The organism is Aeromonas sp. MR16, assembly GCF_022549315.1.
GTDB classification, from domain to species: Bacteria; Pseudomonadota; Gammaproteobacteria; order Enterobacterales; family Aeromonadaceae; genus Aeromonas; species Aeromonas aquatica.
The window spans coordinates 1-24,351 of sequence record NZ_JAKZFK010000026.1; the positions used below are offsets into that span (position 1 = coordinate 1).

Sequence of the window (24,351 nt, forward strand, 5' to 3'; positions counted from 1 at the left end):
CGTAGTCGTTCTTCAGGACATCGACGACGGCCTCAAAGAACTGGGCCTTCTGGCTCATCAGCGCCAGCTGCTGTTCGAGCTCCTTGATACGTTGTTCGGGCGTCTGGTTGTCGGGGTCAGGCATGGTGATACTCCTGTCGGCGCGCGCAGAAGCCCCCAGGCTCCAATCTTGCCGACCATGTTGACGCAACCATACCAGAACGGTGGAGCGGCCCTGAACGCCATAACGGGCCTGAGCCTGTTTGTAGGTGAGCTCGCCTTTTTCAATCTGCTCGACCACGGCTAATTTAAAAGTCAGCGAGTAATCGCGCTGTGTCCGTTTCACACCTTGTCCCATCGGGTTTTCCATTTATTGGGGGGGAAAGGTGTAAACCATATTCAGGACGGGACATTCCAAAGAAAAAAGCTCCCGATAGGGAGCTTTTTTATGTCCGTTGCTGCCTCAGGCCCGTTCTTCGGTGAGTGGCCTGACGCTCAGCACGGGGGCGGCATCGATGCCATCGGCATTCATCATGGCCGAGATGCGTTGCAGGGAGGAGAGCAACAGGCCCTGCTCCCAGGTTTCCAGCGCCTGGAAGCGCTGGATAAAGCTCTCTTGCAGCGGGGTGGGTGCCTGTGCCAGCAGGGCACGGCCTGCGTCAGTCAGGGTCGCGTGCACCTTGCGTTTGTCTGTTTCACTGCGAATGCGCTGCACCAGCTGACGGCTCTCCAGGCGGTCCATGATGGTGGTCGCGGTGGCCTGACTCATGTTGGTGTGATCCGCCAGCTGGCGCATGGAGATCTGCCCCAGCTCGTTGATCCCCTTGAGCAGCAGGAGCTGCGGCGAGGTCAGTCCGGCTTCCTTGATCAAGCGTTTGGAGTGCATGTCGATGGCACGGATGATCTGGCGCAGGGCAACCAGCACTTCATCATGTTTTTCCATGGGATCTGGGTCGTGGCAGGGCAGTTGAGAGGCGCAAAATTGTCCGCCTAATTCGTCACAAGGTCAATATAGTTTTTGGTGTAATCATTTCTGCTCTAATGAATAATGTGTTAGGTTGTCGGACAATTTCCGAATTTTAACCCGATATTCGAGGAGTAATACATGAATGATGCACTGGATATCAAGTCGCTGGTGGCCGGACTAAGGGTCGTCAGGGTGCGCTATGAGCTGCCTGATACCTCGGCCTTCGTGCGCTATCAACCCGTCTATGACGAGGACCCCAACAACCTCAAGGTGCACCACTACGATGGCGAGTTGCCGCTCTCCTGCAGCGAGACAGGTGCTTTCAGCCTAAAGGAGTTGGTGAATGAATTGCGCTATGCCTATGTGTTGGTTCACCTCTTCCCCGACGAGAGCGCCATGAACTTCTACCTGACCGGCCTCGATACCGGCCTGGCCCAGCTCGAGTTCATCGGCGGCTCTTACGACTTCAACCGGCTCTGGATCACCAGCGGCATCTCCAATCTGGGCATGCCCATGGCCATCTTCCTCGGCAAGCGCCACGCGGTGAACGGCCAACCTTCGGTCAGCCTGGTGGATCACCGTGAGCAGGTGGCAGGCCGCCTGGTCTATCGCGCCATCGGCGGGGCGGGAGATCACGTGGGTGAAGACTTTTTCAACAACGACTAAGGAGGCCAGATGCGAGCAACCAAAGGGCCACTGAAAGGCCTCAATCCCACCATGGCCATGACGGCCCTGACCGTCATCACCCTGTTCCTGCTGTTCGGGGTCTTCGTGCCGGAGACAGCCGCGGCCTGGTTCGTCGGCGCCAAGGACAACATCATTGCAGGCTTCAAGTGGTACTACATTCTGGTGGTCGCCCTGTTCCTGTTCTTCGCCGTCTACCTGATGTTCAGCCGCTTTGGCAGCATCCGGCTGGGCGACGACGACCAGGTACCGGAGTTTGGCTACTTCGCCTGGTTCTCCATGCTGTTCAGCGCTGGCATGGGCATAGGTCTGGTGTTCTGGAGCATCGCCGAGCCCATGAACCACCTGCAGGGCAACCCCTTCATCACCGAAGGGATGACCCCGGAGGCGGCCCAGATCGCCATGCGCCTCACCTTCTTCCACTGGGGCCTGCACCCCTGGGCCATCTATGTGATCGTCGGCCTCTCCCTGGCCTTCTTCAGCTATCGCCGCAAGTTGCCGCTGGCGATCCGCTCCGTGCTCTATCCCATTCTCGGCGAGCGCATCTACGGCTTCTGGGGCCATGCCGCCGACGTGCTGGCGGTCTTTGGTACCGTGTTCGGGGTGGCGACCTCCCTCGGCCTCGGCGTCTCCCAGATGAACACCGGCCTGAACCAGATGTTCGGCATGACGGTGTCCCAAGGCAATCAGCTGTGGCTCATCGGCGGCATCAGCCTGATCGCGACCCTGTCGGCTGTGTCCGGGGTGGGGCGCGGGGTCAAGCTGCTGTCCGAACTCAACATCTGGCTCAGCGTGTTCGTGCTCGGCCTCTTCCTGGTGTTGGGCCCGACCACCTACATCCTCAACGCCTATGTGCAGAACATCGGCGACTACCTGCAGAACATCATCAAGCTGAGCTTCTGGACCAACACCGAGGCCAACGGCACCTCGGCCTGGCAGTCGAGCTGGACCGCCTTCTACTGGGGCTGGTGGATAGCCTGGGCGCCCTTCGTCGGCATGTTCATCGCCCGCATCTCCAAGGGCCGCACCATCCGTGAGTTCGTGCTCGGCGTGCTGCTGGTGCCCTCCCTGCTCGGCATGTTCTGGCTCACCGTATTCGGCGGCACCGCCATGAACCTGGAGCTGTTCGGGGGCGGTGGTGTGGTGGCGGCGGTCAATCAGGACGTGACCCTGGCGCTCTACAAGACGGTGGAGCTGCTGCACTGGGAGACCTTCGGCTGGATCGCCAAGGGGGTGCTGACCCTGCTGATCTGCACCTACTTCATCACCTCCAGTGACTCGGGCACGCTCGTCATTACTACCTTGCTCTCCATCGGCGATCAGGATCCCCCGGTGCTGCACCGCGCCATCTGGGGCCTGGGGCAGGGGCTGGTGGCGGGTATCCTGCTGGTATCCGGCGGGCTGGCGGCCCTGCAGGCGGCCAGCATCATAGCCGCGCTGCCGTTCTCGCTGATCATGCTGGCCATGTGCTATTCGCTGATGCTGGGGCTCAAGCAGGAGAGCCAGCACCAGTTTGAATACCGGCAGAAGCTCAAGCGCCACGACGGCTCCTCCCACATGAGCCTGATGGACAGGATTGGTCCGGCCTAGGCCGCTGGCACGGCGTGAAATGAAAAGGGGAACCGCGAGGTTCCCCTTTTTGCATCCTGTGCTGGCAGAGCCGGTTACAGCAACTGCTTGAGGCGGTAGAGCAGATCCAGCGCTTGGCGCGGGCTCAGCTCGTCCGGGCGCACCGCGGCCAGCTCCTCCACCACGGGGTGGGGCTGGGCTATCGGCACTGGCGGGGCCTTGCGTGTCTTCCCGCTGGTGGGGGCCGGCGCGGCACTCTCCAGCTCCGCCAGCTTGTGGCGGGCCTGGCTTATCACCGCTTTCGGCACTCCCGCCAGCGCCGCGACCTGTAGGCCGTAGGAGCGGCTCGCCGCCCCCTCCTGCACCGCGTGCATGAAGGCGATGGTGTCCCCATGCTCCACAGCATCGAGGTGAACGTTGGCCAGCCCCTCCATCAGCTCCGGCAGCCGGGTCAGCTCGAAGTAGTGGGTGGCGAACAGGGTGTAGGCACCTATCTTGCTCGCCAGTTGCTCGGCGCAGGCCCAGGCCAGAGACAGGCCGTCATAGGTGCTGGTGCCGCGGCCGATCTCGTCCATCAGCACCAGGCTGCGAGCGGTGGCGTTGTTGAGGATGTTGGCGGTCTCGGTCATCTCCACCATAAAGGTGGAGCGGCCCGAGGCCAGATCATCGGACGCCCCGATGCGGGTGAAGATGCGATCGATGGGGCCGATGCGGGCGCTGTCGGCGGGGACGAAGGCGCCGATGTGGGCCAGCAGCACGATGAGCGCGGTCTGGCGCATGTAGGTGGACTTACCGCCCATGTTGGGGCCTGTGATGATCAGCATGCGCCGCTCCCGGGCCAGCCGGATCGGGTTGGCGATAAAGGGATCGCTCATCACCTGCTCCACCACCGGGTGGCGGCCCCCTTCGATCAGGATCTGCTCCTCGTCGATGAGCTGCGGGCAGCGGTAGTCCAGGGTCTCGGCCCGCTCGGCGAGGTTAGCCAGCACGTCCAGCTCTGCCAGCGCGGCCGCCGACTCCTGCAGATCCCCGAGGTGGGGCAGCAGGGCATCGAGCAGCTCCTCGTAGAGCCGCTTCTCCAGTGCCAGCGCCTGGGCCTGGGCGGTGAGTACCTTGTCCTCGTACTTTTTCAGCTCGTCGATGATGTAGCGTTCGTTGTTCTTGAGCGTCTGGCGGCGGATGTAGTGGGCTGGCACCAGATGGCTGTTGGCCCGGCTCACCTCGATATAGAAGCCGTGCACCCTGTTGTAGCCCACCTTGAGGGTGTTGATGCCGGTCAGGGTCTTTTCCCGCTCCTCGATACGCGCCAGGCTGGCGGTGGCGCCGTTCGCCAAGTCCCGCAGCTCGTCCAGCTCCTGATTGAAGCCGTCACGGATGACGCCGCCGTCGCGGATCAGCACAGGCGGCACCTCCATCATGGCGCGCTCCAGCAAGTCCAGCAGCTCGGGGAAGGTGCTGGCCCGCTCGCCGAGCTGTTGTACCGCCTCGTGCTCGCTGTCGGCCAACAATCTTTGCAGCTCGGGGAGTTGTGCGAACGCCTGCCGCAGGCGGGTCAGGTCGCGCGGGCGGGCACTGCGCAGGGCTAGGCGCGCCAGCACCCGCTCCACGTCGCCGACCTGGCGCAGCAGGGCGCCGAGATCGTCGTACAGGTTCTGCTCGATGAGCTCCTTGATGGTGCTCTGCCGTCCCTTGAGGATCACCCGATCCCGGATCGGCTGGTGGATCCAGCGCTTGAGCAAGCGGCTGCCCATGGGGGTGGCGGTCCTGTCCAGTACCTCGGCCAGGGTGTTTTCATAGCCTCCCGCCAGATTCTGGGTCAGCTCCAGGTTGCGGCGGGTGGCGGCATCCATGATGACGGCGTGATCCGGCTGCTCAAGGCGCACGCCGCGAATGTGGGGCAGGGCGGTACGCTGGGTGTCTTTCACGTACTGCATCAGGCAGCCGGCAGCGCACAGGGCTGTCTCGCTCTGCTCGACGCCAAAGCCCACCAGATCCTGGGTGCCGAACTGCTGGCACAACAGCTTGCGGGCGGTGCCCAGCTCAAATTCCCACTCGGGGCGACGGCGCAGACCGCGACGACCCTCGACGTGATGCAGGAACTCGAAGGATTCCGGGTAGAGCAGCTCGGCCGGGTTGGTGCGTTGCAGCTCGGCCAGCAGCGTCTCTTCCTTGTCGAACTGGTTGATGAAGAAGCGGCCGGAGCTGACGTCCATGGTGCTGTAGCCGAAGCGGCGGCCATCGTGATAGACGGCGGCGATCAGGTTGTCCTGGCGCTCGGAGAGCAGCGCCTCGTCGGAGACGGTGCCTGGGGTGATGATGCGGATGACCTTGCGCTCCACCGGCCCCTTGCTGGTGGCGGGATCCCCCACCTGTTCGCAGATGGCGGCGGATTCGCCGAGCTGCACCAGTTTGGCGAGATAGCCCTCGATGGCGTGATAGGGCACCCCCGCCATGGGAATGGGGCTGCCAGCGGATTGACCACGCTTGGTCAGGGAGATATCGAGCAGCTGGGAGGCCTTGCGGGCATCGTCATAGAAGAGTTCGTAGAAGTCGCCCATCCGGTAGAACAGCAGGATCTCCGGATTCTCGGCCTTGAGACCAAGATACTGCTGCATCATGGGGGTGTGGGCGCCGAGGGCGGCGCTGGGGGCTTGGTATTGTGCTGTCATGTGCTGTTCCAGAGGGTGCTCTTGCGGGCAAGCGTCTGCCGTAATGGGTCTGAATCTGGCCGCTATTCTACATGCTCGAGGCCGGATGGTGAGGGGGAATCTCTGTCTTTGGGGTATTGCGAATGGGGTGGCGGTAAAAGGGGGAGAGGGCTGTCAGGTGTCAGTATCGGGTGTGAAGCTAAGAGAAAGTCTGGCGGGGTGAGAATAAAGGCAGTAGGGGAAGATGTTGATGGTCCCCCGCCGTCAATGGCGGGGAGCCGACTCAGGGGCTGAGCTTAGTACATGGCTTCGTCGCCACTCATCATCTCGTGCAGCTTGGCTTTCTGCTCGGCGGTCAGCACCTTGCTGACTTCGAACAGGTAGAAGGCGCGATAGTAACGGGCCTGGGCCTGGATGTCGCTGATGGTCTGCAGCTGTTTCTTGGCGGCGGCCTCATCCCACTTGCCCGACTTGATCATGTTGACGATCACGTCCTGGCCGATGGCGTCGAGCTTGAGTGAGCTCAGGCTATTCACGGTCTGCTCACGCAATCCTTTGATTTGCTCCGTCTGGGCGCTGGACAGGTTCAGCTCCTGGGCCAAGGTGGTCTCGCTCTGCAGGTCAGTGGTACTCTCGGTGGCAAAGGTATTGCTTGCAAAGCACATCGCCAGGGCGGCAACGGCGACTTTGAACTGATGCTTCATCTGTCTTTACTCCTGCTTGTCATAGGATAAAACCGCATACGCGGCGGTGCTTGCTGATTATAGGGAGCCCCCATGTACTGGAGCTTAAGCGGGGGTAACTAGCTGATATGGCAGAGCTTGCCCGCAAAGCCTGCGACAGTTGCTGTCCTGGGCCAAGACGGGACGCAGCGGGTTCCCGGCCGGTTGCCCGGGCTTGGGGACAACTGCATAATGGGCCCCATATTTCGCCTGAAAAGGGCCAAAGAGGGTACGACCATGGGGCTTGAAGCTGAAATTATCCGCTTATCCCAGGAGCTGGGGGAGGCGCTGGCGGGGAGGGGCTGGATGGCCGCCACGGCTGAATCCTGCACCGGCGGCGGCGTCGCCACGGCCATCACCGAGGTGGCGGGCAGCTCCGGCTGGTTCGACAGAGGTTTCGTCACCTACACCAATGAGGCCAAGCAGCAGATGCTGGGGGTCAGCATCGACAACCTGCTGCGCCACGGTGCCGTCAGCGAGGTCGTGGTGCTGGAGATGGCCAGGGGCGCCCTGGCCCGCTCGGATGCGGCCATCAGCGTCGCCATCAGCGGCATCGCCGGGCCGGGTGGGGGCAGCGATGACAAGCCGGTCGGCACCGTCTGGTTTGCCTGGGTAGACAAGAGCGGTCGTCATCACTCCCTGCTGGCCCGCTTCGATGGCGACCGGCAGCAGGTGCGGCGGCAGGCCGTCAGGCAGGCGTTGTCCGGCTTGTTGGCTCTGCTCAGATAAATTGGGCTTGATACTGTATGCATAAACAGTATACTTAGCCCAACTTCACTTCTTCATCACGATTCCCAGCGGAGATTGGCATGGATCAGAACAAACAGAAGGCACTGGCGGCTGCGCTGGGCCAGATTGAAAAGCAGTTCGGCAAGGGTTCCATTATGCGTCTTGGCGACAGCAAGACCATGGACATCGAAGCCATCTCCACCGGTTCTCTCTCCCTGGACGTGGCGCTGGGTATCGGCGGTCTGCCGTGCGGTCGTATCGTCGAGATCTACGGTCCGGAATCCTCGGGCAAGACGACCCTGACCCTGCAGGTGATCGCAGAAGCCCAGAAGAAAGGCAAGACCTGTGCCTTCGTCGATGCGGAACATGCACTCGATCCTATCTATGCCGCCAAGCTGGGGGTCAACGTCGATGAGCTGCTGATCTCCCAGCCGGATACCGGTGAGCAGGCGCTGGAAATTTGCGACATGCTGGTGCGCTCCAACGCCGTCGACGTCATCATCGTCGACTCCGTGGCCGCCCTGACACCGAAAGCGGAAATTGAAGGCGAGATGGGGGATTCCCACGTCGGCCTGCAGGCTCGTTTGATGTCCCAGGCGCTGCGCAAGCTGACTGCCAACATCAAGAACGCAAACTGCCTCTGTATCTTCATCAACCAGATCCGGATGAAGATCGGCGTCATGTTCGGCAGCCCGGAAACCACCACTGGTGGTAACGCGCTCAAGTTCTACGCCTCCGTGCGCCTGGACATCCGTCGCATCGGCGCCATCAAGGATGGCGATGAAGTGGTCGGTAACGAGACCCGCGTCAAGGTCGTCAAGAACAAGGTGGCCCCGCCCTTCAAGCAGGCCGAGTTCCAGATCTTCTACGGTGCCGGCATCTCCAAGGAGGGCGAGCTGGTGGACCTGGGCGTCAAGCACAAGCTGATCGACAAGGCGGGTGCCTGGTACAGCTACAACGGCGAGAAGATTGGTCAGGGCAAGGCCAACGTGATGAAGCTGTTCGCCGAGAACAAGGCCATGGCGGCCGAAGTGGAAGCCAGGCTGCGCGAACTGCTGCTCTCCGGCGCCGCGCCGGTGGGTGACAAACCTGCCGCTATCGAGGCCGACGAGTTCGAGCCCGAGGGCGAAGAACTCGAGTAACAGAAAGGCCGGGCTAACCCCCGGCCTTGTCATTTATGGTCGATGAATCCATGTCAGAACCCGCCGATACCCCAGTCCCCCCAGAAGAACCCTCATTCGAGGAGATGTTTGCCGCGGCCCGCGCCTTTGCCATGCGCAGCCTGGCACGCCGGGAGAGCGCCGAATCCGAGCTGGCGAACCGCTTGCGCAAACAGGGTTTCAACGACGAGGTGATCGGCTCGGTGCTCGATTATTGCCGCGGTTATCACTGGGTCGATGACGAGCGCTATGGCGCCATGGCGGTGCGGGCCGGTGCCACCAAGGGGCAGGGCCCCATCAAGATCCGCTTCGAGCTGCGCCGCAAGGGGCTCAGCGATACCCAGATAGAGACCGCATTCGAGCAGCCTGAACTGGACTGGTTCGAACTGGCAGCCGAACTGCTGCAACGTCGGGCCAGGGCGAGCGATCTGGGTGACTTCAAGGTGCGGATGAAGTGGCTAAAGTACCTGCTCGGGCGAGGCTTCAATCAGGAGCAGGCCCGTCATGCCCTTTCCGCCATGCAGGAACGGGGCGACTAGCAGTCCCGTCATCGTGTGATCTGACTGGCGGATGGCCGTCTCCCGCCAGCCATCTCATACCGAGGTCCTGCCCCAGAACCCCCGTTCTGGTCAGACCTTCAGTTGCAAGTACCCACTTCCTATGGCCGCCGCCTCTGGCGGCATGGCCATGCCTTCCTCCCGCGTTGCGGACGATGCGTGCTTTTTCACCCGGCACGAGCCGGTACGTTTTACTTTACCCCGCAGAAAACTTACATTATTGCGATTAAAAGTCCGTATCCGAATCAAGCAGGATTTTCCATGTATATGTCCACGTCAGAGTTACGTTCCGCGTTCCTCGAGTATTTCCGCTCCCAGGGGCACCAGGTTGTCTCCTCCAGCTCGCTGGTGCCGCACAACGATCCGACCCTGTTGTTCACCAACGCAGGGATGAACCAGTTCAAGGATGTGTTCCTTGGCGCAGACAAGCGTGCCTACAACAGAGCCACCACTTCCCAGCGCTGTGTGCGGGCTGGCGGCAAGCACAATGACCTGGAAAACGTCGGCTATACCGCTCGTCACCACACCTTCTTCGAAATGCTGGGTAACTTCAGCTTCGGTGACTACTTCAAGCAGGACGCCATCCGTTTTGCCTGGGAATTCCTGACCGGTACCCTCAAGCTGCCCAAAGAGCGCCTGCTGGTGACCGTCTATGAAACGGACGACGAAGCTTTCAACATCTGGGCCAATGAAATCGGCGTGCCGGTCGAGCGCATCGTGCGCATTGGCGACAACAAGGGCGCCGCCTTCGCTTCCGATAACTTCTGGCAGATGGGCGATACCGGCCCCTGCGGCCCCTGCACCGAGATTTTCTATGACCACGGCGACCACCTCTGGGGTGGCCCTCCCGGCTCACCGGAAGAAGACGGTGACCGCTTCATCGAGATCTGGAACGTGGTCTTCATGCAGTTCAACCGTCAGGCTGACGGCACCATGGAACCGCTGCCCCGTCCCTCCGTGGACACCGGTATGGGCTTGGAGCGCATCTCCGCCATCATGCAGGGCGTGCACTCCAACTACGAGATCGACATCTTCCAGGCGTTGATCAAGAAGGCGGCCGAGATCGTCGGCACCGAGGATCTGAGCAACCAGTCCCTGCGCGTCATCGCCGACCACATCCGCTCCTGCGCCTTCCTGGTGGCAGACGGTGTCATGCCCTCCAACGAGGGTCGTGGCTATGTGCTGCGTCGCATCATCCGCCGCGCCGTGCGTCACGGTCGCAAGCTGGGTGCCACCGATGTGTTCTTCTACAAGCTGGCCGCCGAACTCGCGGTACAGATGAAGGACGTAGGCGCTGAGCTCATCGCCCAGCTGCCGCTGGTCGAGCGCGTGCTGCGCATCGAAGAGGAACAGTTCGTCCGCACTCTGGACAGAGGCCTGCTGCTGCTGGAAGACGTGCTGGCCAACCTGGGGGATGCCAAGGTGATCCCGGGTGAGGTGGTGTTCAAGCTGTATGACACCTACGGCTTCCCGGCGGACTTGACCGCCGACGTGGTGCGCGAGCGCGAGATCGGCATCGACGAAGAAGGTTTCCGTGTCGAGATGGAGAAGCAGCGCGCCCGTGCCAAAGAGGCCTCCAGCTTCGGCGTGAACTACAACGAGGTGTTGAAACTCGATTTCGAGACCCCATTTACCGGTTACAAGCAGCTGAGCCAAACGACTCAGGTGGTCGGCATCTACAAGGATGCTATCGAAGTGAGCGGCCTGATCGCCGGTGAAGAAGCGGTGATCGTGCTGGCCGAGACCCCCTTCTACGCCGAATCCGGTGGTCAGGTGGGCGACAGTGGCATCCTCAAGGTGGATGACGGCATCTTCGCCGTGACCGACACCCAGAAGGCGGGCAAGGCCATCATTCACAAGGGCTATCTGGAGCTGGGTACCCTGGAGAAGGGGGCCGTGGTGGAAGCCGTGGTCGATGGGGAGCGCCGCCAGGCCGTGGCCCTGAACCACTCGGTCACCCACCTGCTGCACGCAGCCCTGCGCCAGGCGCTGGGCGATCACGTGACTCAGAAGGGCTCGTTGGTCGGGGCCGATCGCATGCGCTTCGACTTCTCCCATTTCGAAGGCCTGACCATGGCGACCATTCGCCGGGTTGAGGAGCTGGTCAACGCCCAGATCCGTGCCAACCACGATGTCGTCACTCAGGTGATGGATCTGGAAGCGGCCAAGTCCGCCGGCGCCATGGCGCTGTTTGGTGAGAAATATGAAGACGATGTGCGGGTCGTGCGCATGGGTGACTACTCCACCGAGCTGTGTGGCGGTACTCACGCCAAGCGTACCGGTGACATCGGCTTCTTCAAGATCATCGCCGAGAGCGGTGTCGCCGCCGGGGTGCGCCGCATCGAAGCGGTGACCGGCAAGGGCGCCATCGATTTCATGCACCAGCTGGCAGAGCAGTTTGAAGAAGCCGCTGCCCTGGTGAAAGGGGATCAGTTCTCCATCGGCAGCAAGGTGCGCCAGTTGCTGGACAAGTCCAGGATGATGGAACGCGAGCTGGAGCAGCTCAAGGCCAAGCTGGCCGCTCAGGCCGGCAGCGACCTGCTGAGCCAGGTGGTCGAGATCAAGGGTCAGAAGGTGCTGATCGCCGCACTGGACGGGGCCGATCCCAAGTCCCTGCGCGGCATGCTGGACGAGCTGAAGAACCGGATGAAGTCCGGTGTCGTGCTGCTGGCGACCAGCAGCGATGACAAGGTCAACCTGATCGCCGGTGTGACCAACGATCTGACCGCCAAGGTGAAGGCCGGCGAGCTGGTCAACCTGGTGGCCCAGCAGGTGGGCGGCAAGGGCGGTGGTCGTCCCGACATGGCGCAGGCGGGTGGTACTCAGCCTGAAGCCGTGCCGGCGGCGCTGCAATCCGTTCACTCCTGGCTGGAAGAGCGCCTGTAAGAGGGCGAGGTGATCTGTGGCACTTTATGTACAGAAGTACGGCGGCACCTCGGTCGGTACGCTGGAGCGGATCGCGGCGGTGGCCGAGCGGGTTCAGCAGACCCGCGCTCAAGGACACGATGTGGTGGTGGTGGTGTCCGCCATGTCGGGCGAGACCAACCGGCTGCTGGGCATGGCCCAGCAGCTGGATCCTGACGCCAATCGGCGCGAGATGGATGTGCTGGTCTCCACCGGCGAGCAGGTCACCATAGCGCTGCTGGCGATTGCGTTGAACAAACGGGGTTGTGCTGCGGTCTCAATGACCGGTGATCAGGTACGTATCCATACCGATTCCGCCTATGGCAAGGCCAGGATCAGCCACATAGATACCGAGCAGGTACAGTCTGCACTGAGCGCGGGCAAGGTGGTGGTGATCGCCGGCTTCCAGGGTCGTGATGAACACAACGCCATCACGACCCTGGGTCGCGGTGGCTCGGACACCACGGCGGTGGCGGTGGCGGCGACCCTCAAGGCTGATGAATGCCAGATCTTTACCGATGTGGATGGGGTCTATACCACGGATCCGCGCATCGAACCCAAGGCCCGCCGCCTTTCCACCATCACCTTCGAGGAGATGCTGGAGATGGCGAGCCTGGGGGCCAAGGTGCTGCAGATCCGTTCGGTGGAATTCGCGGGCAAGTACCGCGTGCCGCTACGGGTGCTGTCGAGCTTTATCGACGGAGAGGGAACCTTGATCACATACGGAGGTGAGAGGATGGAAGCACCCCTGGTATCCGGCATTGCGTTCAATCGCAACGAGGCCAGCCTGACCATTCTGGGTGTGCCGGACAGGCCGACGGTGGCGGCGCAGATCCTGAATCCGATCAGCGATGCCAACATCGATGTCGACATGATAGTGCAGAACACCCTGGGGGATGGCACCGCCGATTTTACCTTCACGGTGAATCGCGATGACTACCGCCGGGCTCGCGCCCTGCTGGAGGAGACCGCCACCGAACTGGGGGCCGCCTGCGTGCAGGGCAACGGGGAGATCGCCAAGGTCTCCATCGTCGGGGTCGGTATGTGGAATCACCCGGGCGTCGCGCGCACCATGTTCAAGGTATTGGGCGAGGAGGGGATCAACATGCAGCTGATCTCCACCTCTGAAATCAAGATATCTGTAGTGATTGACGAGAAGTACCTGGAGCTGGCAGTGCGTTCGTTGCACTCCGCGTTCGGGCTGGATAATGAGCCTCATGAGCAGCCCTTGGGGAACAATCCCTGATTGATTTAGTTTCAACCATTTACCATATCGGTATCTTTGTAAGATAATGGCGCATATCGATATAATTACAAAACAGGATACAGGAGCAAGCGAATGCTTATTTTGACTCGTCGTGTAGGGGAAACCCTGATGATTGGTGACGAAGTGACTGTCACCGTGCTGGGCGTGAAAGGCAACCAGGTTCGTATCGGTGTCAACGCACCGAAAGAGGTCTCCGTGCACCGCGAAGAGATCTACATGCGGATACAGGCCGAGAAAGTACCGGGTCAACCGACCTTCTAAGCCGCATCAATAGCAGCTATCAGGCGACACTTGCGGTGTCGCCTTTTGTTTTTCAGGGCCCTGCAAATGGCTTCGCAGGGTGCGAAATGACGGGGTAAGTGTCGATATTGCTTGAATATTCCACTCTTTGGCCAAATGCTGAGCGAACGCTCTGTTTTCTCCAAAAAAGTGTTTGACTAAAAATCCCTGTGAAGTATTATCAGCCCCGCAAACGGAGAGGTGGCCGAGAGGCTGAAGGCGCTCCCCTGCTAAGGGAGTATGCGGCTTATACCCGCATCGGGGGTTCGAATCCCCCCTTCTCCGCCATTTGCGCCCGTAGCTCAGCTGGATAGAGTACCTGGCTACGAACCAGGTGGTCGGAGGTTCGAATCCTCCCGGGCGCACCATATTACGACTCAAGCAAGAGTCATGTGTTGACCATCAGCAAGTCGACACTTTGAAAAAGGCTTACTGATAAGTAGGCTTTTTTTATCGTTTTAAATCAGGGCGCCCGTAGCTCAGCTGGATAGAGTACCTGGCTACGAACCAGGTGGTCGGAGGTTCGAATCCTCCCGGGCGCACCATTTAAAATGAAATCAATGATTTATGAGCGCCCGTAGCTCAGCTGGATAGAGTACCTGGCTACGAACCAGGTGGTCGGAGGTTCGAATCCTCCCGGGCGCACCATGTTGAAAGCAATGCTAAAAGTTGATGAGCGCCCGTAGCTCAGCTGGATAGAGTACCTGGCTACGAACCAGGTGGTCAGAGGTTCGAATCCTCTCGGGCGCACCATTTTTGAAGGCAATGCTAAAAGTTGATGAGCGCCCGTAGCTCAGCTGGATAGAGTACCTGGCTACGAACCAGGTGGTCGGAGGTTCGAATCCTCCCGGGCGCACCATACAGACAGCCTCGACTCAAGTCGAGGCTGTTTTTTTATGTGCTGATTTCCTCTTTCAGCATGAAAATATGCTGCTATTTACACATTCAAGCCTATTTTTCTCTGTCTTCTGGGGTGCTTCGTCGCCCGCTCGACAAGTCCCGGCGGATTCCCCTGTGCCGCGTCAAGCACCCGCCCTGGCCGTTCTGAGCGCTTTCTACTTCAGTACCATCACGGCCCGCCCGCCCTCCCCTGGAAATCTGCTCAGACAGCCACCGCGGGTCTGTGGGCGCGTGTTATTCCCATACCATCAAGGTCCGCCCGCCATCCCTTGGGGAGCGGCTCAGACAGCCACAGCTAGCCTGTGAGCGCATGCCATTCCTTTATCCAGGCCGCCAGCCATTTCTTAGGCATCTGCTCAGGCAGGCATGGCGAGCCTGTGAGTGGTGGGGATGGCGAACGCCGGACAATAAAAAAGGATGCCGAGGCATCCTTCTTCGTTTCAGCTATCCGCTCAGCTTTTCAGCCACTTGCGAATGCGGTTGGCATCGCCGATGGGGGTACGTTTACCCACCGAGTTGAGCAGCACTATGGCGAGCTCTTGGCGATCCGGCTTGGCGCGCATCAGCAGGCAGCGGCCCGCCTCGTCGGTGTAGCCGGTCTTGGAGAGGCGCACGTCCCAGTCCGGGTTCTTCACCAGGGGGTTGGTGTTGTTGAACATCAGGCTATAGGAGGGGTTGGAGAAGCGCATCTCCATGCTGTCGTTCTGGGTGAACTGGCGGATCAGCGGCTGGCGATAGGCTGCCGAGATGAGCCTGGCCAGATCCTGGGCGGTGGAGACGTTGCGGGTCGACAGGCCGGTGGAGTCATAGTAGCGGGTATTGCGCATGCCGAGCTGCTTGGCCTTGTTGTTCATGGCGCGAATGAAGGCCGAGCGGCCACCGGGGTAGTGGCGGGACAGGGCGGAGGCCATGCGGTTCTCGGAGGACATCAGCGCCAGATGCAGGGCATCGCGGCGGGTCACCTTGGTGCCAAAGCGCACCCGGGAGTAGGTGTGTTTGATGTTGTCCCTGTCGTTCTGGTCGACGGTCAGGGTCTGGCTCAGGCTCTGCTTGGCATCCAGTACCACCAGGGCGGTCATCAGCTTGGTGAGGGAGGCGATGGGGCGCACCTGAGCAGGGTTCTTCTGATAGAGCGTCTTGCCCGTGTTGACGTCCATCACCAGGGCGCTGCCCGACTGCAACTTCAGATTGGCTGGGTTGGGTGCCGCCAGGGCCACAGGCAATCCAAGCAGTCCCATCAACCCACACAGCAGCGCGATTGCGCGAATCCGACACCCCATACAACCGACTCCATCTACAGCGAAAAAAGGCGCTAGATTCACTCATTTTTGCCCTCGCTTTACAAGAGCACCAGCGGGGATTTCGACATTATTTCCATAAAAAAGGGCCGCCTGCCGGCGACCCTCGTTGCTCGTCTCAATCCTTGGAGACGGTGGCCTTGCGTTTGCTCAGCCAGCGCCAGACCAGTGCGATCAGTCCGCCGACCAGCAACACCAGCGGCAGGCAGAGGATGACGCTGAGGAACTGGGACTCGTACTGCGCGGCCAGCTTGGTGTGGCTCAGGTAGTAACCCAGACCCACCAGCGGACAGATCCACATGATGGAGCTGATCAGGTTGACCACCAGGAAGCGCCCCTGGGGGATCTCGCTGGCGCCGACGATGTAGGGATAGGCGGTGCGCACGAAGGCGATGTAACGAGCGGTGATCAGGGTGACGATGCCGTACTTGTTGAGCAGGTAGTAGACCTTCTCCTTGTGCTTGTCATCCAGGTGGGACATCAGCCTGTGGTACATCTGGGTGTGGCCGAGAAAGCGCCCCTGCATATAGCCAAACCAGGTGCCGACGAAGGTGGCCACGATCAGCAGCGGGACTATCGCCAGCGGCAGCACGCCCTGATAGATGAGCACGCCGGTCAGGATCAGCAGGGTGTCGCCGGGCAGGAAGGCGGTCGGGATGAAGCCATTCTCCAGCACCAGGAAGGTCAGCAGGACGATATAGACCATGAAGACCATCTTGGGATCGGACAGTGCCGCCAGATCCTGATTCATGAAGGCGTGAGCCAGGTGGTAAAACTGCTCCATACGTGCAAACTCCGCAGGTTAGCTGGGTTGGTCGGTCAAAGGCATGGCAAGCACCTTGTCGATGCGCAGGCCGTCCATATCCACTATTTCCAGTTGCCACTGTTCCAGGGTGACGATGTCTCCCGTCTGGGGAAGGCGGCCAAGGAGCAGCATGATAAGCCCTCCGAGGGTGTGATAGTGATGTTTTTCTTCTTCCGGCAGCCGTACCAGCTCCAGACAGTCCTTCAATTCGGGCAGGGGGATGAGGCCATCGAGCAGCCAGCTGCCATCGGCGCGCTGGAAGGCCCAGTTGTCTTCTTCTCCTCCTTCCTGCTGGAAGTCGCCGGCCAGGGTCTCCAGCAAATCCTGCTGGGTGACCAGCCCTTGCAGCTCGCCGTACTCGTCCACCACCAGCACCATGTGTTCGGAGTGGGTGCGGAAATGGTTGAGCAGCTCGAGGCCGTTGAGGGTCTCCGGCAGCAGGCTGCCATCCTGGGTCAGGGCCGCCAGATCGATGGGGTCACCCTTGATGTAGGCGTGCAGCACCTTGCTGACGTTGAGGATGCCCACCAGATCCGACAGGCTGCCGTCACAGACCGGGAAGAAGCTGTGGCGATATTCCACCAGTCGCTGCAGGTTGACCTCCAGCGGCAGGGAGAGATCCAGATAACGGATGTCGCTGCGGGGCACCATGAGGGAGGAGAGGCTGCGCTCGTCGAGACGGAACACATTCCGTAACATGGTGTGTTCGTGGTCTTCGATGATCCCGGCTTCGGAGCCCTCCACCAGAATGGCGTGGATCTCCTCCTGGGTGACGTTGTTGCTGCTGCTCTGATCGACCCGCAGCAGGCGCAGGCTGGCATTGGTCGAGGTCGACAGCAACCAGACGAAGGGACGGGTCAGGGTGGCCAGCCAGAGCATGGGGCGAGCCACCAGGCAGGCGATGCGCTCGGCATTGAGCTGGCCGAGGCGTTTGGGCACCAGCTCCCCCACGACGATGGAGAGATAGGTCACCAGCACCACGACGATGACGGTGGCGAGCAGGCTGCTGCTGTTGGCGGACAGGCCCCACTCCTGCAACCAGAGGGCGAAGGGTTGAGCCAGCAGGGACTCGCCGTAGATACCGTTGAGCAGGCCGATACTGGTGATGCCGATCTGCACGGCGGAGAGGAAATGGGTCGGGTTTTCACCGAGTTTGAGCGCGATGGCGGCGGAGCGATTGCCCTCGCTGGCCAGTTTGGCGAGGCGAGCCTTGCGCGCGGTGACGATGGCAATTTCCGACATGGCGAACATGCCATTGAGCAAAATCAATCCAAGCAGGATCAATACTTCCATACTGGGGCAGCACTCCGAATAGAAAAGATCGCTGGCAGTGTAATGAATTTGCACGCGATGCGCTTGTGAAAGCGGGTGATTTGGTTCGTGAATTTTTCAATTAGATGGGGAGAAAAGCGCAGAAAAACGGCATCGGCCGCTGGCGGGTCCCGATCCCGGCAACCGGTGCCACGGCCCCTGATGCCAGATCCTCTGGGGCCAGAAAATAAAAAGCCCCCGATAAACGGGGGCTTTTTGCCATCAGGGTTCGCTTACAGGGCGGCGATCTCGACCTGCTGGGCTTCCAGCTTGGCCAGCTGGAGGCGGTACTCTTCCAGCTTCTCGCGCTCCTTGGCGATGACGGCATCCGGCGCCTTGGCTACGAAGGCCTCGTTGCCGAGCTTGCCTTCGATGCGGGCGCACTCACCGGCCAGCTTCGCCACTTCCTTGGCCAGACGGGCCAGCTCGGCCTCCTTGTCGATGAGGCCCGCCATGGGGATCATCAGCTCGGTGGCACCGATCAGCTTCTTCACCGACAGGGGGGCGGTTTCACCGTCCGCCAGCACGTGAATGGATTCCAGGCGAGCGAGGGACTTGAGGAAGGCCTCGTTATCCTGGGCGCGCTGGGCGTCCTTGGCGTCGCATTTGAGCAGCACGTTCAGGCCGACGCTCGGGGAGACGTTCATCTCGGCGCGGATGTTGCGGATGCCGACGATGAACTCCTTCACCCACTCCTGATCCGCCATGGCAGTCTCGTCCAGCCTGGCTGCATCGAACTCGGGGAAGGGCTGCAGCATGATGGTATCGGCATGCACGCCAGTCAGCGGCGCCACCGACTTCCAGATGGTCTCGGTGATGAAGGGGATGATGGGGTGCGCCAGGCGCAGCAGGGTTTCCAGCACAGTCACGAGGGTGTGACGAGTGGCGCGCTGCTCGGCCTCGGAGCCTTTACCCAGTACTGGCTTGGTCAGCTCCAGATACCAGTCGCAGAACTGGTTCCAGATAAATTCATACAGGATGCCGGCCGCCATGTCGAAGCGGTAGGTGTCGAGGGCGGTGCGGAAGTCACGGATGGCGACCTGCAGCTGGGACTGGATCCAGCGATCCGCCAGGCTGAACTGCATCTCGCCGCCATTGAGGCCACAATCCTGCTCTTCGGTGTTCATCAGCACGTAGCGGGAGGCGTTCCACAGCTTGTTGCAGAAGTTGTTGTAGCCATCCAGGCGCTTCATGTCCCAGTTGATGTCACGACCGGTCGAAGCCAGCGCCGCCAGGGTGAAGCGCAGGGCGTCGGTGCCGTGGGCCTCGATCCCTTCCGGGAACTGCTTGGCGGTGCGCTTGCCGATCTTCTCGGCCATCTGCGGCTGCATCATGTTGCCGGTGCGCTTCTCCAGCAGATCCGGCAGGGAGATGCCGTCGATCATGTCGAGCGGGTCCAGCACGTTGCCCTTGGACTTGGACATCTTCTGGCCCTCTTCATCCCGGATGAGGCCGGTGATGTAGACGGTCTTGAACGGTACCTGCGGCTGGCCGTCCTCGTCCTTGATGAAGTGCATGGTCATCATGATCATCCGGGCAATCCAGAAGAAGATGATGTCGAAGCCGCTCATCAGCACGTCGGTCGGGTGGAAGGTCTTGAGCGCCTCGGTGTTGTTCGGCCAGCCCAGGGTGGAGAAGGTCCAGAGGGCGGAGCTGAACCAGGTGTCCAGCACGTCTTCGTCCTGACGCAGTACGGTCACGGACGGAATGTTGTGCTTGGCGCGCACCTCGGCCTCGTCGCGACCGACGTAGACCTTGCCGGCTTCGTCATACCAGGCCGGGATGCGGTGACCCCACCACAGCTGACGGGAGACGCACCAGTCCTGAATGTCGCGCATCCAGGAGAAGTACATGTTCTCGTACTGCTTGGGCACGAACTGGATGCGGCCATCTTCCACCGCCTCGATGGCGGTCTTGGCCATGGGGGCCACGCGCACATACCACTGGTCGGTCAGCATGGGCTCGATGGGCACGCCGCCGCGATCGCCATAGGGCTGTTGCAGCACGTGATCCTTGGTTTCGGCCAGGAGGCCCAGCTCGTCCAGCTTGGCCAGGATGGCCTTGCGGGCGGCGAAGCGCTCCAGCCCGGCGAACTCGCTCGGCAGGGCGGCGTCGTAGGCGGTGCTGGGGTTGCCGTTGGTATCGACCACCTCGGCCTCGGCACGCACGTGGGCGTCCAGGGTGAAGATGTTGATCATCGGCAGATTGTGACGCTTGCCCACTTCGTTATCGTTGAAGTCGTGGGCCGGGGTGATCTTCACGCAGCCGGTGCCCTTCTCCATGTCGGCGTGTTCGTCGGCGACGATGGGGATCAGGCGGTTCACCAGCGGTAGCAGGATGTGCTGGCCGATCAGCGCTTTATAGCGTGGATCTTCCGGGTTTACGGCGACGGCGGTGTCACCCAGCATGGTCTCGGGACGAGTGGTGGCGACGATCAGGTGATCCTGGCCTTCAGCGGTCTTGGCGCCGTTGGCCAGCGGGTAGCGAAGGTGCCACATGTGGCCCTTGATCTCGCGGTTTTCCACTTCCAGATCGGAGATGGCGGTATTGAGCTTGGGATCCCAGTTCACCAGCCGCTTGCCACGGTACATCAGGCCATCTTCGTACAGGCGCACGAACACTTCCTGCACGGCTTCAGACAGACCCTCATCCATGGTGAAGCGCTCGCGCTCCCAGTCCACGGAGTCGCCGAGGCGGCGCATCTGGCGGGTGATGGTGCCGCCGGACTCTTCCTTCCACTGCCAGATCTTGTCGATGAAGGCATCACGGCCGTAGTCGTGACGGGTCTTGCCCTCTTCGGCGGCGATCTTGCGCTCCACCACCATCTGGGTGGCGATGCCGGCGTGGTCACAGCCTGCCTGCCACAGGGTGTTCTTGCCCTGCATGCGGTTGTAGCGGATCAGGGTGTCCATCAGGGTCTGCTGGAAGGCGTGACCCATGTGCAGGCTGCCGGTGACGTTCGGCGGCGGGATCATGATGCAGAAGGAGTCTTTGCTGGTATCGCCGTGGGGCTTGAAGTAACCCTGGGATTCCCAGTGCTGATAGAGCGCCTGTTCGATGGCGTTGTGATTAAAGGTCTTTTCCATGGTCTCGCCGTATTCTGGATGGATTCTGGTGTGAATGGGTCTGGATCGTGCTGGACGCAGTCAGGGCTGCGCCGGATCCGGTGCGGCAACGACGGGCTGATCCCTCATGTCGAGGGTGTGGCCTGCCTGGCGATAGTGCTTGTAGCGCTCGCGGGCTTGCTGCTTTTGCGTTTCGTCAGTGGGGACAAAATCTACCACTTGAGCGAAGTGTCCTGCAAACAAAGGTGTCTGCTCGGTCAGATTGATGAGGCGGGCATAGCGCCGCTTCGGCGGCTGATGGCCAATCTCCACCGGCGCCTGGCCAGTCTCGCCCTGCAGCTGGTGCGGCACGAAACGATCGGTTGGCAGTTGCCACAGCAGTTCGTCGAGGCGCAGCGCCTGGGCCTCGTCGGCGCAGTACAGGTAAATATGGCCCGCGCTCCAGCTGTCGGCTGCCAACTGGCAGGCGAGCCGCTCGACCGCAGAGGCCTGCGGATCGTCCTGCTCGCTCATCAGGTAAAAGGTCACTTGGCTCATCAGGTTGGTCCCGTTTGGCTGTGACGGACAGCGATTGGCCGTCTGCGGGGAGCCGTGCCTGGCACGGTCTTCCCGGATTCTCTCAATGAAACAAGGAAGAGGCGGGCCTCTTCCTTGTGATACCACTCTCCTGACGGGGCATCCGAAGAGGAGGCTTATTCCTTGTCTTCGACGTCCGCCACGCCGGCCCGGTTGAGCAGGAACTGGGTCAGCAGGGGCACAGGGCGACCGGTGGAGCCCTTATCCTTGCCGCTCTTCCAGGCGGTCCCGGCGATGTCCAGGTGGGCCCAGTTGTACTTCTTGGTGAAGCGCGACAGGAAGGCGGCGGCGGTGATGGTACCGGCCGGACGACCGCCGATGTTGGCCATGTCGGCGAACGGGCTCTCCAGCTGTTCCTGGTACTCGTCGAACAGCGGCAGGCGCCAGGCGCGATCGCCGGCCTGCTCTGAGGCATTCAGCAGCTCGTGGGCCAGCGGGTTGTGGTTCGCCAGCAGACCCGAGGTGTGGTGACCGAGGGCGATGATGCAGGCGCCAGTCAGGGTCGCCACGTCGATGACGGTCTCGGGATCGTAGCGATCCACGTAGGTGAGGGCATCGCACAATACCAGGCGGCCTTCCGCGTCGGTGTTCAGCACCTCGACGGTCTGACCGGACATGGTGGTGAGGATGTCACCGGGGCGGTAGGCGTTGCCACCCGGCATGTTCTCGCAACCGGCCAGCACGCCGATGACGTTGATGGGCAGCTGCAACTGGGCCAGGGCGTGCATGGTGCCGAGCACGGAGGCCGCGCCGCCCATGTCGTACTTCATCTCGTCCATGCCTTCGGCTGGCTTGATGGAGATGCCGCCGGAGTCGAAGGTCAGCCCCTTGCCGACCAGCACTATGGGCTTGGCATCGCCGTTGCCCTTGTACTCGATGATGGCCATCATGGCTTCGTTGTCGGAGCCGCGGGCCACCGCCAGGTAGGAATTCATGCCGAGCTCGGCCATCTCCTGCTCGCCGATCACCTTGGTGGTGATGTTGTCATAGGCATCCGCCAGACGACGGGCCTGGGAGGCGAGATAGGCCGGATTGCAGACGTTGGGCGGCATGTTTGCCACGTCGCGGCAGATACGCACCCCTTTCGCCACGGCCAGACCGTGGGTGATGGCGCGTTCGCCAATGGCCAGTTCCCGACGGGTCGGCACGTTGAACACCAGCTTGCGCAGCGGACGGCGCGGTTCGGCCTTGTTGGTCTTGAACTGATCGAAGCTGTAGAGGCCCGCCTTGGTGGTTTCCACCGCTTGGCGCACCTTCCAGTAGGTATCCCGTCCCTTGACGTGCAGCTCGGTCAGGAAGCAGACGGCTTCCATGGACCCGGTCTCGTTGAGGGTGGTGATGGTCTTGTTGATGATCTGCTTGTACTGGCGTTCGTCGAGTTCCCGCTCCTTGCCGCAACCGACCAGCAGCACGCGCTCGCTGAGCACGCCCGGTACTTGATGCAGCAACAGCATCTGGCCTGGTTTGCCTTCCAGATCGCCGCGGCGCAGCAGCGAGCTGAGGTAGCCGTCGCTGATCTTGTCCAGCTGTTCGGCAACCGGAGAGAGGCGACGGGGCTCAAATACGCCGACGACGACGCAGGCGCTGCGTTGCTTCTCAGGACTGCCACTCTTTACACTGAACTCCATGGAATCTCCTACATCCTAAAGACAAAAGGCACCTTTTATTGAATAATGCGGTGCTTGTTGGGGTATCAGAGGCGGAGCGAACAGCCACAGGCTCCGCAGTTCAAACTGGTAAAAATCCAATATAGGGCCCTATTTTTCAGGCATTCGACTAAAAACACAAGTTTACTTGGGAATGACTGTGATCGTTTTCCGATATTTGTTCAGGGAGACCCTGAAAACCCAGCTGGCGGTGCTATTCGTGCTGCTGCTCATCTTCGTCAGCCAGCAATTTATCCAGATCATCGGCGACGCCGCCGATGGCGAGGTGCCGACGCGCCTGGTTTCCACCCTGCTGTTGCTCAACCTGCCCAATATGGCGCTGTTGATGCTGCCTATCAGTCTGTTTTTAGCCATTCTGTTTGCTCATGGTCGTCTGTACGCCGAAAGCGAGATGACGGTGATGCACGCGGTGGGTTTCAGCCACCGCTTCGTGATGCGCAGCGCCATGCTGCTGGCCCTGTTGACCGCGGCGGTGGCCGCTTTCAACACCGGTTGGGTCGCCCCCCAGGCCAAGGAGCGCGAGTATCAGGTCATCGACGAGTTCAAGGCCGATCCGGGCATCTCCTTCCTGCAGGCGGGCCGTTTCATGGAGCTCGACAAGGGCCGATTGGTCGCCTACATCCAGGATCTGAATGACAAGGGCTCGGAGCTGCAGAAGATCTTCGTGCTGCAGCGGGCCGAAGGCACTTCGCCCCCCTCGGTGGTGGTTGCCAACGAGGGGCGGGTAACCGCCGACAGCAATGGCCTGCAGTGGCTGACCCTGAAGGATGGCTCCCGCTACGAGGGGCAGTTCACCGGCAAGCAGTTCCAGGTCTCGGAGTTTAGCGAGTACAGCCTGGTGATCCGCCAGCAGGAGATGGAGCGATCCAATCGCAAGGCGGCTGCCAAGCCGACGGTGGCGCTGCTGGGTACTCAGGACAACCAGCTGATGGCCGAGTTGCAGTGGCGTCTGTCGCTCCCGCTCTCCATTCTGGTGCTCACCTTCCTGGTGGTGCCATTGGCCCGGGTCAACCCCCGCCAGGGGCGTTACGCCAAGCTGCTGCCAGCGATCTTGCTCTACCTCTCCTATTTCCTGTTGCTCAGTGCCTCCCGTTCGGCCATCGACAGCGGGCGCCTGCCCCACTGGCCCGGCATGTTCCTGGTGCCGTTCACCTATCTGCTGCTGATCGGCCTGCCGCTCAACCTGCAGGGAACCAGCTGGTGGAACGGGGTGAAGGGCTACTTCTTCCAGAGAAAATCAGCATCATGATGTTGCAACATAGGA

At 61.2% G+C, this 24,351-nt stretch carries 18 protein-coding genes, 6 tRNA genes and 1 pseudogene; 15 read left to right on the forward strand and 10 right to left on the reverse strand.

From position 1 onward, the window contains the following. Both MM194_RS16605 and MM194_RS16610 read right to left on the reverse strand, forming a co-directional pair. A pseudogene (locus MM194_RS16605) lies at positions 1-337 on the reverse strand (IS3 family transposase); the annotation flags it as partial. 105 nt (positions 338-442) lie between these two features. Next, positions 443-922: a MarR family transcriptional regulator gene (locus MM194_RS16610; protein ID WP_241344178.1), complete on the reverse strand. Its 480-nt coding sequence runs from the start codon at positions 920-922 to the stop codon at positions 443-445. A gap of 162 nt (positions 923-1,084) precedes the next feature. Between MM194_RS16610 and MM194_RS16615 the strand changes: the two genes are divergently transcribed. Then, positions 1,085-1,612 (forward strand): hypothetical protein, encoded by a 528-nt coding sequence (locus MM194_RS16615; RefSeq protein WP_241344179.1) that lies wholly within the window; start codon positions 1,085-1,087, stop codon positions 1,610-1,612. 9 nt (positions 1,613-1,621) lie between these two features. After that, positions 1,622-3,220 (forward strand): BCCT family transporter, encoded by a 1,599-nt coding sequence (locus MM194_RS16620; protein WP_042643124.1) that lies wholly within the window; start codon positions 1,622-1,624, stop codon positions 3,218-3,220. Positions 3,221-3,294: 74 nt separating this feature from the next. Here the strand turns inward: MM194_RS16620 and mutS are convergent, their stop codons facing one another. Beyond that, positions 3,295-5,868: a DNA mismatch repair protein MutS gene (mutS, locus tag MM194_RS16625; RefSeq protein ID WP_241344180.1), complete on the reverse strand. Its 2,574-nt coding sequence runs from the start codon at positions 5,866-5,868 to the stop codon at positions 3,295-3,297. Positions 5,869-6,143: 275 nt separating this feature from the next. Then, entirely contained in the window at positions 6,144-6,551 is a 408-nt protein-coding gene (locus tag MM194_RS16630; protein WP_241344181.1) for a Spy/CpxP family protein refolding chaperone, read from the reverse strand. 255 nt (positions 6,552-6,806) lie between these two features. Here MM194_RS16630 and pncC point away from each other — a divergent pair, with 255 nt between their 5' ends. From pncC to MM194_RS16690, 12 genes are all read left to right on the forward strand, one after another. Further along, complete coding sequence (gene pncC / locus MM194_RS16635; protein WP_033131708.1) at positions 6,807-7,298, forward strand: nicotinamide-nucleotide amidase; 492 nt, start codon at positions 6,807-6,809, stop codon at positions 7,296-7,298. Positions 7,299-7,378: 80 nt separating this feature from the next. After that, complete coding sequence (gene recA, locus MM194_RS16640) at positions 7,379-8,440, forward strand: recombinase RecA (protein ID WP_033131707.1); 1,062 nt, start codon at positions 7,379-7,381, stop codon at positions 8,438-8,440. Positions 8,441-8,475: 35 nt separating this feature from the next. Continuing rightward, positions 8,476-8,997, forward strand: coding sequence for a regulatory protein RecX (locus tag MM194_RS16645; protein WP_033131706.1), 522 nt, complete (start codon positions 8,476-8,478; stop codon positions 8,995-8,997). Between the two features lie 279 nt (positions 8,998-9,276). Next, entirely contained in the window at positions 9,277-11,901 is a 2,625-nt protein-coding gene (gene alaS / locus MM194_RS16650) for an alanine--tRNA ligase (RefSeq protein ID WP_241344182.1), read from the forward strand. Between the two features lie 16 nt (positions 11,902-11,917). After that, positions 11,918-13,165 (forward strand): aspartate kinase, encoded by a 1,248-nt coding sequence (locus MM194_RS16655; RefSeq protein WP_033131704.1) that lies wholly within the window; start codon positions 11,918-11,920, stop codon positions 13,163-13,165. Positions 13,166-13,258: 93 nt separating this feature from the next. Next, complete coding sequence (gene csrA, locus MM194_RS16660) at positions 13,259-13,447, forward strand: carbon storage regulator CsrA (protein ID WP_033131703.1); 189 nt, start codon at positions 13,259-13,261, stop codon at positions 13,445-13,447. A 213-nt stretch (positions 13,448-13,660) separates the two neighbouring features. Beyond that, positions 13,661-13,753: transfer RNA gene (locus tag MM194_RS16665), tRNA-Ser, on the forward strand. A gap of 3 nt (positions 13,754-13,756) precedes the next feature. Beyond that, positions 13,757-13,833: transfer RNA gene (locus tag MM194_RS16670), tRNA-Arg, on the forward strand. A 100-nt stretch (positions 13,834-13,933) separates the two neighbouring features. Then, positions 13,934-14,010, forward strand: a tRNA-Arg gene (locus MM194_RS16675). Positions 14,011-14,036: 26 nt separating this feature from the next. Continuing rightward, positions 14,037-14,113: transfer RNA gene (locus tag MM194_RS16680), tRNA-Arg, on the forward strand. 28 nt (positions 14,114-14,141) lie between these two features. Further along, positions 14,142-14,218: transfer RNA gene (locus MM194_RS16685), tRNA-Arg, on the forward strand. A 29-nt stretch (positions 14,219-14,247) separates the two neighbouring features. Then, a tRNA-Arg gene (locus MM194_RS16690) sits at positions 14,248-14,324 on the forward strand. A gap of 493 nt (positions 14,325-14,817) precedes the next feature. Here the strand turns inward: MM194_RS16690 and pbpG are convergent. The 6 genes from pbpG to pepA all read right to left on the reverse strand — a co-directional run bounded on the left by pbpG (position 14,818) and on the right by pepA (position 23,048). Then, positions 14,818-15,645 (reverse strand): D-alanyl-D-alanine endopeptidase, encoded by an 828-nt coding sequence (gene pbpG, locus MM194_RS16695; protein WP_033131702.1) that lies wholly within the window; start codon positions 15,643-15,645, stop codon positions 14,818-14,820. Between the two features lie 136 nt (positions 15,646-15,781). After that, a complete protein-coding gene (locus MM194_RS16700; protein WP_033131701.1) occupies positions 15,782-16,447 on the reverse strand; it encodes a DedA family protein in 666 nt (221 codons plus the stop codon). Between the two features lie 18 nt (positions 16,448-16,465). Further along, positions 16,466-17,761 (reverse strand): hemolysin family protein, encoded by a 1,296-nt coding sequence (locus tag MM194_RS16705; protein WP_033131700.1) that lies wholly within the window; start codon positions 17,759-17,761, stop codon positions 16,466-16,468. Positions 17,762-18,012: 251 nt separating this feature from the next. After that, positions 18,013-20,865: a valine--tRNA ligase gene (locus tag MM194_RS16710; RefSeq protein WP_241344183.1), complete on the reverse strand. Its 2,853-nt coding sequence runs from the start codon at positions 20,863-20,865 to the stop codon at positions 18,013-18,015. 60 nt (positions 20,866-20,925) lie between these two features. Beyond that, positions 20,926-21,381, reverse strand: a complete 456-nt coding sequence (locus tag MM194_RS16715) for a DNA polymerase III subunit chi (RefSeq protein ID WP_241344184.1) — start codon at positions 21,379-21,381, stop codon at positions 20,926-20,928. A gap of 155 nt (positions 21,382-21,536) precedes the next feature. Further along, the gene (pepA, locus tag MM194_RS16720; protein ID WP_033131697.1) at positions 21,537-23,048 is read right to left on the reverse strand and encodes a leucyl aminopeptidase; all 1,512 of its coding nucleotides are present in this window, start codon (positions 23,046-23,048) and stop codon (positions 21,537-21,539) included. A 172-nt stretch (positions 23,049-23,220) separates the two neighbouring features. On the opposite strand from pepA, the gene lptF reads away from it, so the two are divergent. Next, complete coding sequence (lptF, locus tag MM194_RS16725; protein ID WP_033131696.1) at positions 23,221-24,336, forward strand: LPS export ABC transporter permease LptF; 1,116 nt, start codon at positions 23,221-23,223, stop codon at positions 24,334-24,336. The last annotated feature ends 15 nt before the right edge of the window (positions 24,337-24,351 follow it).

Coding starts and splice junctions, on each gene's coding strand:
- pncC (WP_033131708.1), top strand. CDS start 6,807: ATGGGGCTTGAAGCTGAAATTATCCGCTTATCCCAGGAGCTGGGGGAG.
- MM194_RS16715 (WP_241344184.1), bottom strand. CDS start 21,381: ATGAGCCAAGTGACCTTTTACCTGATGAGCGAGCAGGACGATCCGCAG.
- pepA (WP_033131697.1), bottom strand. CDS start 23,048: ATGGAGTTCAGTGTAAAGAGTGGCAGTCCTGAGAAGCAACGCAGCGCC.
- csrA (WP_033131703.1), top strand. CDS start 13,259: ATGCTTATTTTGACTCGTCGTGTAGGGGAAACCCTGATGATTGGTGAC.
- pbpG (WP_033131702.1), bottom strand. CDS start 15,645: ATGGGGTGTCGGATTCGCGCAATCGCGCTGCTGTGTGGGTTGATGGGA.
- recA (WP_033131707.1), top strand. CDS start 7,379: ATGGATCAGAACAAACAGAAGGCACTGGCGGCTGCGCTGGGCCAGATT.
- MM194_RS16615 (WP_241344179.1), top strand. CDS start 1,085: ATGAATGATGCACTGGATATCAAGTCGCTGGTGGCCGGACTAAGGGTC.
- MM194_RS16645 (WP_033131706.1), top strand. CDS start 8,476: ATGGTCGATGAATCCATGTCAGAACCCGCCGATACCCCAGTCCCCCCA.
- MM194_RS16610 (WP_241344178.1), bottom strand. CDS start 922: ATGGAAAAACATGATGAAGTGCTGGTTGCCCTGCGCCAGATCATCCGT.
- alaS (WP_241344182.1), top strand. CDS start 9,277: ATGTATATGTCCACGTCAGAGTTACGTTCCGCGTTCCTCGAGTATTTC.
- MM194_RS16620 (WP_042643124.1), top strand. CDS start 1,622: ATGCGAGCAACCAAAGGGCCACTGAAAGGCCTCAATCCCACCATGGCC.
- MM194_RS16705 (WP_033131700.1), bottom strand. CDS start 17,761: ATGGAAGTATTGATCCTGCTTGGATTGATTTTGCTCAATGGCATGTTC.
- mutS (WP_241344180.1), bottom strand. CDS start 5,868: ATGACAGCACAATACCAAGCCCCCAGCGCCGCCCTCGGCGCCCACACC.
- lptF (WP_033131696.1), top strand. CDS start 23,221: ATGACTGTGATCGTTTTCCGATATTTGTTCAGGGAGACCCTGAAAACC.
- MM194_RS16700 (WP_033131701.1), bottom strand. CDS start 16,447: ATGGAGCAGTTTTACCACCTGGCTCACGCCTTCATGAATCAGGATCTG.
- MM194_RS16630 (WP_241344181.1), bottom strand. CDS start 6,551: ATGAAGCATCAGTTCAAAGTCGCCGTTGCCGCCCTGGCGATGTGCTTT.
- MM194_RS16710 (WP_241344183.1), bottom strand. CDS start 20,865: ATGGAAAAGACCTTTAATCACAACGCCATCGAACAGGCGCTCTATCAG.